The sequence below is a fragment of the Flavobacterium rhizophilum genome (assembly GCF_046000485.1).
GTDB classification, from domain to species: domain Bacteria; phylum Bacteroidota; class Bacteroidia; order Flavobacteriales; family Flavobacteriaceae; genus Flavobacterium; species Flavobacterium rhizophilum.
Map to the genome: position 1 here is coordinate 200,784 of NZ_JBELQB010000002.1, position 14,351 is coordinate 215,134.

The window sequence follows — 14,351 nt, forward strand, 5'->3', positions numbered from 1 at the left end:
TTTTGCAAAAAAACCTAACTTATATAACTACTTTATGAAAAAGTATTAAAACTGAAAATAAATAAATGGCTGTGGTCCTGCAGAAACTGTTGCATACACTAACCAGTAAGCCAGTCCTAAAATGACTGCCTTAAGTACTAAAGGTGTTTTATTAAAGGCTTTTTTCATAAATTGAGTAAAGCCTTCCGGAAGAAAATGCCAAACATAACCTATTAGCATTAAAAGAAATACATTTTTATAACCCAATACAATAGTTTGCCATTTCTCGGGCTCAAAAGTTACTTTTGCTATGTTGTTTATTACATCTAATGCTGTTGTAAAATCTTTTGCCCTGAAGAATATCCAGCAAAAGGCAACAAAATGAAATGTAAGAACAACAGAAAGCAACTTCCATATTACCGCCCCAACAGTAGCTTGATTTCTCTTTTTTGAACGGGAAGATTCTAAAGGATGTTCACTACTTTTTTTGGCAGGAAAAAACTCTAAAAATATCTTATGTACCGAAAGCGCCATGCCATGCAACGCTCCCCAAATAATAAAACGAAGACTAGCACCATGCCATAATCCACCCAGAAGCATTGTAGTCATAAGGTTGGAGTTGGTATACATCGTTTTTTCCTTGTTTTTGGAAAGCACAAACGTAAGTATGAATAACAAAGTAGCTCCAAGGCTTAATATAAAGGGCAGGTTACTATCGGGACCATAGGTTACCCCCCAAAGTATTAACCCGAAAAAGAACAATGAAGGAAATAAAAAACCTGCAAAAGTCCCTTTTCTGTTCCCTCCTACCGATATGTATAAAAAGTCTTTTAACCAGGTAGAAAGCGATATGTGCCATCTTCTCCAAAACTCAGTAATAGATGATGATTTGTAAGGTGTACGGAAGTTAGGCGGAAGTTCAAAACCAAGCAATAAAGCTATACCGATTGCCATATCAGAATATCCCGAGAAATCACAGTATATCTGTAATGTATAACCATAGGTCGCCATAAGGTTTTCAAAAGCCGTATAACTGTTTGGCGCATCAAAAACACGGTCTACAAAGTTTATAGAAATATAGTCAGATATTACTGCCTTTTTTATAAGTCCGCCAATAATCAGGAACAACCCGTAGTTAACCTCTTCTTTTGATATATGAAGCTTCTCGTAAATTTTTGGTATAAAATCTTTAGCCCTTACAATAGGCCCGGCAACCAGCTGCGGGAAAAACGATACGAAAAACAAATAGTCCGGAAAGCTCTTTGCCGGAGTTATTTCTTTCCTGTATATCTCTATGGTGTAACTTATAGACTGAAAGGTATAGAATGATATACCTACCGGAAGTATAATATCCTGAAAATCAAAATTACCACCAAAAAGGTCATTATAACTCCCTATAAGAAAATTGGTATATTTAAAATAGAACAAAAAACTAAGGTTTACCACTACACTAAACCATACATAGAGTTTTCGTCTAAACGTATCGGTTTCCCGGTATAAAAAGTAACTCAGTGTATAATCAAGCGATGTAGTAAACAAGAGCAGCAAAAAGTAAAATCCGCTTGACTGCTGATAGAAATACAACGAAAAGCATATCACGTAGAATATCCTTAGGCGAAAAGTATTTCGCAACAAAAGATACATCCCATAAAACACAACAAACATCCTAAGGAATCGGGCCGAATTAAACAGCAAAGGTTCTTTTGGATTATATGCGAACCAGTCCAATACGTCCTGCCAAGATGAAATTTGCGGTACAAAATCTGTAAACTGCATTACTCCCTGTTTGTTTTAAAATTATTGTATGCGTTTAAAAATGCTTCGGTAAACTGTATACCCTGTTGTTTATATCCGTCTCTTGAATAGTGTACCCTGTCTGAAGACATCAGTCCTTTTTTGGCGTTATCATTCACACTAAACAAACCTCCCATTACCGTAAACAAATCCCATGTAGCATATCCTTTTTCGGTTTCCTCAACGGTAAGGGTCTTAGCATAATCGGCTACAAAAGTATTAGGATATTTTCTTTTAAACAGTGACGGTGGCGGAGTAGTAACCAAAATACAAACATCAGGATTTGCAGCTCTCACACTGTCTATAAAACTATTCATCTGCACCATATAATCCGATGCAGACATTTTATCAAAAGACTCGTTTGTCCCTAATGAAATTACAATCAAATCGGGCTCAAGCGCCCTTAGCTGATTAAAGAACATAGGATATTTATTGTAATCAGAACTTTTTGCACCGTTCACTCCTATCGCATGATATAAAACCCCGGCAGTATCTTTTTCCAGCACAACACCGTTAAGGTTATATTGCTTTTGATTTTTATTAGCCAGCAGGTATATTTTTGACAGAGCTTCCTCGCTGTAATAATAACAGCAGGTACTATCCTGTTTCAAAGCAAGAGGAATAAACTCTGATCTTTCTATCTCTTTCTTTATCTTTTCCCCTGTTGGTATTTTTAAAGTTTTACCCGCTCTTATGTTATTAGAGCGTAATCCGTTTAGCTTTTTAATCTGCGATACAGTTGTACCATATTTTTGTGCTATTAAGGAAAGTGCATCACCACTTTTAATTTTATGGATTATTATCTTTGGCTCTGTAGATTCTAATATAATAGTCTTTGAGCTCGTAGCTACATCAAACATAGACAGATTGTGCGGTGTAACAATCTTTATTGTATTAAATGTATTAGCCGTATCACGTGGTTCAATAGCCATAGCAAAATCCTCGTTGGTAGTAAGCGCTATACCACTTAGCCCTACTTCGGTTCCGTCAGGACTGTACACATTCCTTCTGTTTTCCCATGCAGCATTTGATGAAAATTTCACACTGTAGCCGCCATTGGTTTTAGCAAGGTTATACGGAAAGGAAAAACCTGCACCGGCATTCCCAAACTCCTGCTGCATTTTTTCGCGAATAGCTCCTGTAAACAAATCGGCCTGAATATGTGAATCTCCTATATGTACAATATTTACATGTCCTTTACCTTCGGTCTCTATTTGAAATAACTTCTCAAAAACAGCATTTAAGACCGATGAATTGGTAATAATATTATCAGAAAGGATTACAGTACTATCTATAACAATACTATCCATACTCACTTCGGTAGAATCAGTATCTACCTGAGCCGAAGCATTAGCAAAAAAGACTAATACAAACAGTATAAAACTTAACTTCCTAACCATTAATACTGTCTTTTAAAACGGTTATAGAATCATTTTCCTTTACCGGAGCTGTTTCCTCCACTTCCGGCTCAGCTTCTTTCTTTAAGGCTTTGTATTTCTCGTAGCCATTTATAAGCTGCTTATAAATAAGATCGGCTACTTTTTTGGCACCTCTGTAATTAAAGTGGGTATAATCTTTATTAGCCATAGCAGGCACTTCCTCATCTACCCATTTTACCATAGAACCATCACCTCCCATAAGTGTATACAGATTAACAAATCCTGATTCGGTTTGTATAGCATAACGCTTTTGTGCCAGTGTTAAAGGCACAACAGCCGAATCGGTTTTCATTTCCATATCATACTTAGTAGCCTTATCGGCGGTAGAAATAACAAGTATATCCACACCCGGAAAGCACTCCCTAAGGTGATTTACAACAATACCCATACGTTTTTCATACCAGGTGTAATTGTACGAACCGTAATTCAAAACGTTGGTACCGTAGTGCAGTACTATAAGATCATAACCCAGCTTTTCGTTAAAAGCTTTCATAACCCCTGTATTAAACAGCGATATAGGCAAACCTGAATTCCCCCTGTTAGAGAAATTATCTACGTGTACACCTTTACCATTATCAAAGTTAAATCCGTAAAACGGAACAGAATCGGCTTTAATGAAATTGGCTTCAAGTGACCTTGGGTTAGCAGAAGTAACCAGTAATGTATTAAGCTTATTTACAGGGTTAAGTTTCTTTACAAGGGTATCTTTACCAGCTATAAATTCCACACTGGCTTCGGTATTATTACTCTTACCATAAAACAGTGTAGGGCTGTTTAACCTGTTCATATGCCTTAAGCCTCCTGCCCTGTATTTTACCCATATAGGTTTAACGGTATCGTGCTTTGTAAAAAACACATACCCGTTTACACCAAACGGACTATCAGGACGTTTTACATTTAGGTAGGATTGCGTTTTCCAGTTCCCCGAATATTGATGTAGTACCGAACCTCGGGAACCCGCCGACTCTGATGTGATATTTACAAAGCCTACTCCCTCACCTCCAAATTTTTCCTGAAGGTTAGACCTGAAGTCCTGCACTATCATATCGCCATCGGTCATGGAATCACCAAAATAGGCAATCCTCACATTACCGCTTCCGGTTTTTTCCAGTTCGTATAATTTTTGGAAAAGGGCAACAAGATGCTGATACCCTTTGTACTGCTCAAAAGTTTCGGGAGGGAATTGTACACCGTGCTTTTCCTCAAAAATAATTTCTGATTCCTCCAGTGTATCTACCTCTTTAACAGCAGCAGTATCTTCTGCCTTTATGGCTTTTTCTACCTCAATGGCATCCAGTAGCAAACTATCTACCACCACATTTTTACTAACGGTTTCAGTCTCTGTAAAAATCTTCTCTGGTAAAAAAGATTTAAAGCCAACAAATGCCGCTATTGACAATACAACAATAGCGAACGACTGTAAAAAGTAAGGCTTATTTTTCTGGCTCACAAAACTGGATGTTTATTACATTCTTTCAGGTACACCTATACCTAACAGAGCAAAAGCAGATTTTATTGTCTCACCCACTTTTTTGGACAGCTGTATCCTGAATATTTTTTCGGTTTCAACTTCAGACCCTAATATAGTTACAGTTTGGTAGAAAGAATTATACTCCCTCACCAATTCATAAATATAGTTAGCTATTAATGCCGGACTGTGGCTTTCCGCAGCATTTTGTATAACTTCCGGGTACTGTGCTATTAGCTTAAGTACTGCTTTTTCTTTTTCATGAAGCACTACATCAATATTGCTCAAAGGTGCAGAAAAATCAAAGTCAGCTTTACGGATAAGCGACTGTATCCTTGCATATGTATACTGTATAAACGGACCTGTATTACCTGCAAAATCTACCGATTCCTCCGGGTTGAACAAAATTCGTTTTTTAGGATCTACCTTTAGTATATAATATTTTAAAGCCCCCATACCTATTGTTCTGTATAGCTCGGCTTTTTCTTTTTCGCTATATCCTTCAAGTTTACCAAGCTCTTCAGATATCTGCTTTGCGGTAGCTGTCATTTCATCCATTAAATCATCGGCATCAACAACAGTACCTTCACGGCTCTTCATTTTTCCAGACGGAAGATCAACCATACCGTAAGACAGGTGATACAGATTTGCAGCCCAGTCATAACCCAGTTTTTTAAGGATTAGGAAAAGTACCTTAAAGTGGTAATCCTGCTCGTTACCTACTGTATAAACCATACCACCTACATCAGGGTGGTCTTTTACACGCTGAATAGCAGTACCTATATCCTGAGTAATGTATACCGATGTACCGTCAGAACGAAGTACCAGTTTTTCATCAAGTCCTTCATCTGTAAGATCGATCCATACAGAACCGTCTTCCTTTTTAAAGAATACGCCTCTTGCTAACCCATCTTCCACTACATCTTTACCTAATAGGTAAGTATTACTCTCGTAGTAGTAACTATCAAAGTTAACCCCAAGATTTTTATATGTAGTAGCAAAACCGTCGTACACCCATTGGTTCATTTTTTTCCAAAGTGCAACAACTTCCTTATCTCCGGCTTCCCATTTACGAAGCATTTCCTGTGCTTCAAGTATCAGCGGAGCATTCTTTTTAGCCTCATCTTCACTTGAACCCTTTGCTATCAGGTTATTTATCTCTTCTTTGTATGCCTTATCAAACTCCACATAAAAATTTCCTACAAGCTTATCTCCTTTTAAGCCTGCGCTTTCAGGAGTTTGCCCTTTACCAAATTTTTGCCATGCCAGCATCGATTTACAAATATGTATACCCCTGTCGTTAATGATTTGGGTTTTATACACTTTTTTACCCGATGCTTTTATTATCTCGGCTACCGAATAACCCAAAAGGTTATTACGCACGTGGCCCAAGTGAAGTGGTTTATTAGTATTTGGGGAAGAATATTCTACCATTACAGCCTTGTCTCCTGGTTTAGGAGATACCAGTCCGTAATTCTCATCTTCTTTTATATCATTAAAAAAGTTTACGTAATAAGCATCTGCAATAACAATATTAAGAAAGCCCGAAACCACATTGTATCGTTCAACAATCTCTGAGTTATCTGCAAGGTACTGTCCTATTTTATTTCCCAGCTCAACCGGATTGCTTTTTACAAGCTTTAGCAGCGGGAAAATAACCATGGTAATATCGCCTTCAAACTCCCTGCGTGTTGCCTGTAGTTCAACCTTTTCAAGGGTTACATCAAACAATTCGTTTATCGCTTTTTCGATATGGGAAGTAAGTATTTGTGATAATGCCATTTTTATAATGTTTTTAAGCCTGCAAAGATAAAATATTTGCCTGACAGGCTAAAAGGAAAACTCCTAAAATAATTACTGTAATTATATTTTAAATCAGAACATCATCCTACCCCTATAACAAACGCAGTACACAACATTCCAAACAATTAAAATTAACGCTACACCCCTCACAATAAGCCCTTTTAAAAAAGAAAGAAAAAAAACTTAAAAATTTCTGTAACATTTCCCATATATGGTTGTCTTATGTGTAACAAAGCGGATAAATAGATTTAAAAACGTTTTGGAAGATTTTGTGTAGTGTACACGTTTTAAAAACTACACGAAGACATCATCAATCATCAATCAATTTTCGAACAAATGAAATTCAAATTGCTTTTTGCGCTCCTGTTCGGGAGCCTGTTTTCTATGTATGCCCAAAACCCGGGCAGTATAACGGGTGAGGTTAACGACAAAAACTCAAAAGAACCTCTTCCTTACGTTAGCATAGTTGTGAAAAACGGTGACAAAGTGGTTACCGGAATAATTACAGACGACAACGGTAAGTTCAATATTAAAAACCTTCCGCTAGCCAAATACACTATTGAAGCCCAGTTTATGGGATACAAAACCTTTAAAAGAAACATTACTCTTGGCGAAGCTGTAAAAACGTTTGACATGGGTACTATCCTGCTTACTGAAGAAGCTACCATGCTACAGGAAGTGGAAATTGTTAAAGAGGTATCTACTATTGAGCAGAAACTGGACCGTAAGGTTATCACTGTAGGCCGTGACCTTACTACTGCAGGTGGAACCGCCGGAGAGATTATGAACAATATACCTAGTGTAAATGTAGATCAGGACGGAAACATTTCCCTTCGTGGTAATCAAAACGTAAGGATATTGGTAGACGGAAGACCAACTAACATTAGCCCGGCGCAGTTATTAAAACAAATTCCTTCAACCTCAATAAAGAAAATAGAACTTATTACCAACCCTAGTGCGAAGTATAATCCGGAGGGTATGTCGGGTATCATTAATATTATCCTGCACAAAAACACCAACGACGGGTTTAACGGAAACTTCAACTCAGGTATTACCTTTGGCGAAGTCCCTAAATACAACAATTCGCTTGATATGAACTACCGTTCGGGTAAAGTAAATTTCTTTACCAATATGGGTAACAACCTTGGCAAACGTTACAACTGGGGCGAGGTTTACAGAAACAGTCCGAATCTCAATTCTTTTCAGGATATAGATGTGGTTAACGATAACAACAACTACTTTGGTAAATTCGGGCTTGATTTTTACATTAATGACAACAACACCATTTCTGCATACGTAAACCTTAATAGTTTTGATGCCGAATCAAGGATAGGCATAGGTATTGACTACCTAAATGATTCGGAAGATGACACGTCACAAATCTCTGACTTTGTTAGCGGAAATCACAACAACACTTATAACCTTGCTTACAAGCACAAGTTTAATGATGAAGGCCACACACTTGATTTTGAAGGAAACCTAAACGATACTAAAAGTGCACAGGCAGGTGTATATAATATTGTTACCGGAACCACTCCAAGTAACTATGTGGACAGAGTTGAAGACACACGTCAAAATGCAACCCTTAACCTTGATTATGTAAATCCGCTTAGTGAAAAATCAAAACTGGAACTGGGAGCTGAGGCAAGATTAATCCGTTCAGACAACGATTACCAAACAACCAACCCATTAATCATTAACCCGGTTTCTGACTATTCTTATGATGCTGATATTTATTCTGCTTATGCAACATTCGGGCAGAAGTTTGAAAAGTTCGGCTATCAGGTAGGGGCACGCTTTGAAAGCTATAAAGTAAAAGCAAGATCTGTAACAGGCAACGTAGCCTTTGATGACGATTATATTACGGTTTACCCTTCGGCATACTTAACGTATAGCCTTGATCAAAAGAATATGTTTCAGTTAAGCTATAGCCGCCGTGTGGACAGGCCGAGTTTAGAACAAACAAAACCTATAAGAGAGTTCTCTACACCATTGATTACCTCATTGGGTAACCCGGAACTTGAACCTCAGTTTACCAACTCTGTTGAACTTAACTATACCAAAATGTTTGGTCAGGGTTCTTCTATAACAGGAGGCGTGTTTTACAGGCTGATAAACGATGAGATTAGCAGGGTTTTATATCCTGATGAAACCACAGTGAACCAAAACGACCAGATAATGAGTTTTGATAACTATAACAACAACACCTCATATGGTTTTGAACTTTCGGCAAACTACAGGATTGCAAAATGGATAGACATACAACCGGCAATCGATTTTTCAAGCATTTCGCAAAAAGGTGCGGTTAGCGTATTACAGCCTGACGGAGAATATGAATTCGTAATCAAATCAATAGACGCAAATGCTTTTAATGCAAGGTTAAATGCAAACTTAAGAGTTAACCAAAGGCTAAGCTTCATCCTATTCGGTTTTTACAGAGGACCTGTAAACGGAGTACAGAACAATAGTAAGGAAATGTATAAGGTAGACTCGGGTGTTCGCTACAGCCTTCTTGACGATAAAATGTCATTAAGCGTTCGTTTTAACGACATGTTCAAAACCATGCGTTATGCCTTTGACAGCCAAAACCCATTCCCGCAGGGAGGGCAGTTCCGTTGGGAAAGCCAAACGGTTTATTTCAATCTAAACTACAGGTTTGGTGGTGGTAAAAACAGAGCTATGCAACGTAAGTACCGTGATAACAACACAAAACAAAGCAGCGGAGGCATGTTTTAAACAATATATAAAGTAAACAAATGGAGCGAAATTTAGTTTTTTTCAATCATTTGAGATTAGTAGTTAGTTAAAAGAAAAGCCCGGAACAATGTTCCGGGCTTTTCTATTTTAAGGCAGTATCTCTATTACTGTGTTTTCTTTTACTGCTGTATAAAGCTCATCAATCTCATCATTGGTTACCGCAATACAACCGGCTGTCCAGTCTTTCCAGCGATGAAACTTACCTATATACCCTCTGTCATTTCTCAGTCCGTGTATCTTAATAAGTCCGCCCGGTGATTTACCTAGTTTTGCGGCAAACTCCCTGTCGGCTTTATTTGGATAGGAAACACCAAGGTTTTTATGATAAGCGCTGTTAGGATTCCGTTCATCAATACTGTAAACACCTTCGGGAGTTTTGTTATCCCCTTCAAACTGCTTATGTCCTACAGGATTTTTTCCTAACGAAATAGTATAGTTTTTTAAAAGATTATCGCCATTGTACGCAAACATTTTCCTTTTGGATTTGTACACCACTAACCTATCTATTACACTACCTTTGGGCAATGCTTTTTCGGGAAGGAAATAATACACTCCCAAAGCAACAGGCACAGATAACATTCCTAAAAGAATCATCCTGCTAATTTTCATTTTACCATTTTATGATAGCACTACCCCAGGTAAATCCGCTACCAAAAGCTGCAAGCACAACCGTATCACCCTCTTTAATCTTACCGTTTTCCCATGCTTCGGTTAATGCGATTGGCACAGAAGCCGCAGTGGTATTACCATATTTCATGATATTATTATAAACCTGATCGTTACTTAAACCGAACTTCTGCTGAATGAACTGCGAAATTCTCAGGTTAGCCTGGTGAGGTATAAGCATATCAATATCTGAAACCTGAAGATTATTAGCATTTAAACCTTCGTTAATTACTTCACTAAAACGCACCACCGCATTTTTAAATACGAACTGACCGTTCATGTACGGGTAATAACTCTCATCATCGGGGTTGTTTTCGGCTATAATATCAGTAACCCATCTCTTACCCATACCCGGAGCAATAAGTGCTAATTCCTCTGCATGCTGACCTTCTGAATGAAGGTGTGTAGAAAGGATACCTTTAGTATTATCTTCTTCCCTTGTTAGTACCGCAGCACCTGCTCCGTCTCCAAAAATAACAGAAACACCACGTCCTCTTGTAGTCATATCAAGACCTGTAGAATGTAGTTCAGAACCTATAATAAGTATGTTTTTGTACATACCTGTTTTAATGAACTGATCGGCTACCGAAAGCGCATATATAAATCCCGAACACTGGTTTCTTACGTCAAGGGCGCCCACAGTTCTTTTTAAACCAAGATCCCTTTGTACAAGCACACCTGGCCCCGGGAAATAATAATCAGGACTAAGGGTCGCAAATATTATAAAATCGATATCGTCTTTATCTATACCGGCACGTTCTATAGCAACTTTAGCAGCCTTTACTCCCATAGTTGTGGTAGTATCGCCATCGCCTTTTACTACATGCCTTCTTTCCTTTATACCTGTACGTTCCTGAATCCACTCATCATTAGTATCTATTATTTTGGAAAGGTCGTCATTAGTAACCACGTTCTCCGGAACATAATAGCCTAACCCTGAAATCTTTGAATTATACATAAACTGATTGTTTTATTAAAAATGCAGGCGCAAAAATAAACATTCCTTAAAAAGGAAATGTAAATTAACTTATTTTTTAATTAATAGCAAGATATTTAACCTGTTGCTTTACAGCATGTAGCAGACATTAGCTAAAAGCATTCCTGTCAACCGCCAAATCTACCTCGCTATTTACAGGGAGCTCTTTATAATGCTCAAAAAACACCACCTGCCTGTTTAAAGCCGACTTTATTAAATAACGGTTACCCTTAAAGTAACACTGCTTCACCACTACTTTAAGCGGCCCTTGTTCCACCACCTTTAACTGGTGCGGATAGATTAACACCGTCTCTTCAGGGTTTTGTGTTAGCGTTAAAAGCTCTAGCTTTATTTCGTTTACCTCTCCAAAAAGTGAAGCGGTATATTTATCTACAGGGTTGTAATAAATCTCTTTTGATTTAGCTTTAGAGAGCATTCTTCCACCTTTTATTACAATAGTCTCATCGGCAAAAGAAAGTGCATCGGTACTGTCATGCGTAGCGACTATACAGGTAACTCCTTTTTGTTTTAGGTAAGCAAAAAGATTTCTGCGCAGAGCATTTTTCCGGAAGTTATCAATATGACTGAAAGGTTCGTCAAGTAATAAAACCTCAGGTTCCAATGCCAGTACTTTAGCAAGCGCGATACGTTGTTGCTGACCACCGCTTAGGAATTGTGCTTTTACATCGGCAAATTCACTCATCTCAACAATATCGAGAAGCTCCATAATACGTCTTTGCTTTTCTTCAGGATAAAAATTAGAAAGGAAAGCCCCAACATTTTCAGCTGCTGTAATATAAGGCATCAGGTCAAAATCCTGTGCAAGGTATTTCATGTATGACATACCCGGTATAAGATTAAACTTAGGTCCAAGTACCCGTTCACCCTTATAGGTAATTTCTCCTTCCTCAATATCATATAAACCGTATATAAGTTTAAGCAGGGTGCTTTTACCGCATCCGCTCTCGCCTATAACAGCTATATTTTGCCCGGTTTTCACAGTAAAACTCAGGTTGTGTAATATGGTTTTTTCGGTATAACCAAAGGAAATATTCTTTACAGCAAGCATTGAAAATCATAAATTTTAACCCTGCAAAAGTAAGTGATTTACGGCAAACTAACAGGCTTATAAAAAATAATAAGGGCACAATCTCAAACGAGGAGAAAGTACCCTTATCAACCTAACCAATAAATAAACAAACTCATTCGTGAATCATCACTTTTAAAATTATTTTATCAAATAGATATTTGATAAAAACCAACTTGTATAAATATATATACGTGAAAAATTGTTAAACGGTTTTTAAAATTTAAAATTCTTCAAAATATTTTTTCTTTCTTTATCCTCACCACACCATAACTCATTAAAACACACTATGAAAAAGACCATCACACTTTGTATGTTGGCGCTCTCTTTTTGCGCTTTTTCTCAAAACAAGTCAGATCAGTATTCACTGGAAGCAGGTTATGGAGCCAGTATTCCTGTTGCACGTTTTTCTGATTATTCCCATTACGAATTTGCATTCAGGTATATGATTGACGAAAGCTGGGGAATTAAATTTGACTTCGGGTCAGACAAATTCAGGAAAGACAATGTTCCAAATTACGGATCAGATTACACCCGTTTTTCGGTACAGGCAGTTAACAACCTAGCCAGAACATTAAACCTTAAAAATCATAGCGACACCCGTTTCAATCTTCTTGCACATGCCGGTTTGGGTTACGCGAATATCAAATCAGTGAGATATGCCGGTAAAGACAATATAGGACTCATTATGCTAGGACTTACACCTCAGGTAAGAATTACCGACTGGGTTACCTTTCATTTAGACGCTACTTATATTATGAACTTCAGTCAGGATTATGATTTTAACGGTCAGTCGTATAAAAAAGAAACCGATCCGCCATCGGTAGGAAAGCTTTTAAACCTTTCTGCCGGACTTACCTTCTACTTAGGAAAAAACAAAGGCGATTCCGACTGGAAATAAAAAAAACAGCTTGATGGCTGTTTTTTTTATTTATATAGATAAGTTACTTAGATTACTGAGCCTTTTGCTTAGCATCTTCAACCATTTTTTCGTTTGCTGTAATGGCAAATTCCACACGTCTGTTTTTGCTCATGCCCTCTTTAGTATCATTTGAAGCAATTGGGTCTGCTTCACCACGACCTAAAGTATTAATACGTGAACCGCTTATACCTTTACTCACAAGATATGTTTTTACAGAAGCCGCTCTTTGTTCAGACAGTTTTAAGTTGTACTCATCACTACCACTACTGTCAGTATAACCGAATATCTGGATATCTGTATCTGGGTATTCATTAAATACAGGTACCAGTTTATCAAGGTTACCTTTTGCTGTAGAAGTTAGTGAAGATTTATTTAGGTCAAAATTAACCGAGTTCTCACCCAATGTAATTTTAATACCTTCACCTACCCTTTCAACATCTGCACCCGGTAAAGCATCGTCAATTTCGCGAGCCTGCTTGTCCATTTGGTTACCAATTACACCACCGGCAGCACCACCTACTACACCTCCAATAATAGCACCAAGGGCAGTATTACCCTTACCCACATTATTACCGATGATACCGCCAATCACTGCACCAGATGCAGCACCAATACCGGCACCTTTTTGAGTATTATTCATATTTCTTGTAGCCTCACACGATGTAAAACCTATACTAAAAATAAAGGCAAAGGCTATTAAATAAATTTTTGTCGTTTTCATAAATGCTGTTTTTTTTGTTTTATCGATTTTTTACATTCTGTTAAACTGGTATACCACATCTACGGTTTTACCACCTACGTTTACTTTGTCAACCAGCTGGAATGAACTTTCCGTTTGGTTTCTTACCTGTAAAAAGTATCCCTGTGAAACTCTTTTTGCTTTTTCGCCTTCGGTTATTTTTAGGGTAAAAGCTCCCTCTTTAGTTACACTCCACACAATAGGACTGGTAAAAGAAGGACATCCGGCCTTGGCAAGGCTCATTTCTCCTGTGTTATTATTACTAACAAACTTCCATGAACTACCTACAAAACATTGTGAGTCGGCAACATCAAAAGAAGTCACTTTTATATAATCAGACCCCGGATAAGACACTTGCGAAATTGTCCAGTTCCCCTTAATTCCCACCTGCGATTTTTGGTCCAGTGAAGAACATGAGGCAAGGGCAATTACACACATGCATAAAAACAATACTTTTTTCATAACTGCTATTTTAAGTTTTAGGTTATATACTCACTTTTCAATGAATAAAGTTAATTAGTTTTTAGGTTATCAAACAATAGCAGTATAGTTTTTTAACAGGAATTATCGGTTAATTTAATACACTTACTTTTGGCACTCCGGTAAATCGTTAGCTGTCAGGGGGATTGTAGGGAATCCGGCTGATAGCAGAGGCTCCAATTAATTTTTTCTTAAAATCCTGTTTTTTTAACATATAAAAACGGTTGTATTACTGACAAAC

Annotated in this window: 11 protein-coding genes; 2 read left to right on the plus strand and 9 right to left on the minus strand. The window is 37.6% G+C overall.

Going from position 1 to position 14,351, the window contains the following annotated elements:
• Positions 1-45: 45 nt before the first annotated feature.
• From ABS768_RS03045 to argS, 4 genes are read right to left on the minus strand one after another with little or no spacing between them, the layout of a single operon-like run.
• A complete protein-coding gene (locus tag ABS768_RS03045) occupies positions 46-1,755 on the minus strand; it encodes an MBOAT family O-acyltransferase (protein ID WP_408073507.1) in 1,710 nt (569 codons plus the stop codon).
• On the minus strand, positions 1,755-3,173 hold the full coding sequence (locus ABS768_RS03050; protein ID WP_408073509.1) for a LysM peptidoglycan-binding domain-containing protein: 1,419 nt from the start codon (positions 3,171-3,173) through the stop codon (positions 1,755-1,757). Before ABS768_RS03050 ends, ABS768_RS03045 begins: the two co-directional genes overlap by 1 nt.
• A complete protein-coding gene (locus ABS768_RS03055) occupies positions 3,166-4,662 on the minus strand; it encodes an SGNH/GDSL hydrolase family protein (protein WP_408073511.1) in 1,497 nt (498 codons plus the stop codon). The genes ABS768_RS03050 and ABS768_RS03055 overlap by 8 nt, the downstream gene beginning before the upstream one ends.
• A gap of 15 nt (positions 4,663-4,677) precedes the next feature.
• Entirely contained in the window at positions 4,678-6,462 is a 1,785-nt protein-coding gene (gene argS / locus ABS768_RS03060; protein WP_408073513.1) for an arginine--tRNA ligase, read from the minus strand.
• 357 nt (positions 6,463-6,819) lie between these two features.
• Here argS and ABS768_RS03065 point away from each other — a divergent pair, with 357 nt between their 5' ends.
• Positions 6,820-9,219, plus strand: a complete 2,400-nt coding sequence (locus ABS768_RS03065; protein WP_408073514.1) for a TonB-dependent receptor domain-containing protein — start codon at positions 6,820-6,822, stop codon at positions 9,217-9,219.
• A gap of 108 nt (positions 9,220-9,327) precedes the next feature.
• Here ABS768_RS03065 and ABS768_RS03070 read toward each other — a convergent pair whose 3' ends face one another.
• The 3 genes from ABS768_RS03070 to ABS768_RS03080 form a co-directional block, all read right to left on the minus strand.
• Positions 9,328-9,849 (minus strand): L,D-transpeptidase family protein, encoded by a 522-nt coding sequence (locus tag ABS768_RS03070; protein ID WP_408073515.1) that lies wholly within the window; start codon positions 9,847-9,849, stop codon positions 9,328-9,330.
• A gap of 1 nt (position 9,850) precedes the next feature.
• The gene (locus tag ABS768_RS03075; RefSeq protein ID WP_408073516.1) at positions 9,851-10,864 is read right to left on the minus strand and encodes a 3-oxoacyl-ACP synthase III family protein; all 1,014 of its coding nucleotides are present in this window, start codon (positions 10,862-10,864) and stop codon (positions 9,851-9,853) included.
• 127 nt (positions 10,865-10,991) lie between these two features.
• The gene (locus ABS768_RS03080) at positions 10,992-11,951 is read right to left on the minus strand and encodes an ABC transporter ATP-binding protein (protein WP_408073517.1); all 960 of its coding nucleotides are present in this window, start codon (positions 11,949-11,951) and stop codon (positions 10,992-10,994) included.
• A gap of 307 nt (positions 11,952-12,258) precedes the next feature.
• On the opposite strand from ABS768_RS03080, the gene ABS768_RS03085 reads away from it, so the two are divergent.
• Positions 12,259-12,870: a hypothetical protein gene (locus ABS768_RS03085; protein WP_408073518.1), complete on the plus strand. Its 612-nt coding sequence runs from the start codon at positions 12,259-12,261 to the stop codon at positions 12,868-12,870.
• A 52-nt stretch (positions 12,871-12,922) separates the two neighbouring features.
• Here ABS768_RS03085 and ABS768_RS03090 read toward each other — a convergent pair whose 3' ends face one another.
• Together ABS768_RS03090 and ABS768_RS03095 are read right to left on the minus strand one after the other, a co-directional pair.
• Positions 12,923-13,612, minus strand: a complete 690-nt coding sequence (locus tag ABS768_RS03090) for an OmpA family protein (RefSeq protein WP_408073519.1) — start codon at positions 13,610-13,612, stop codon at positions 12,923-12,925.
• Between the two features lie 30 nt (positions 13,613-13,642).
• Entirely contained in the window at positions 13,643-14,092 is a 450-nt protein-coding gene (locus ABS768_RS03095; protein WP_408073520.1) for a lipocalin family protein, read from the minus strand.
• Between the last annotated feature and the right edge of the window lie 259 nt (positions 14,093-14,351).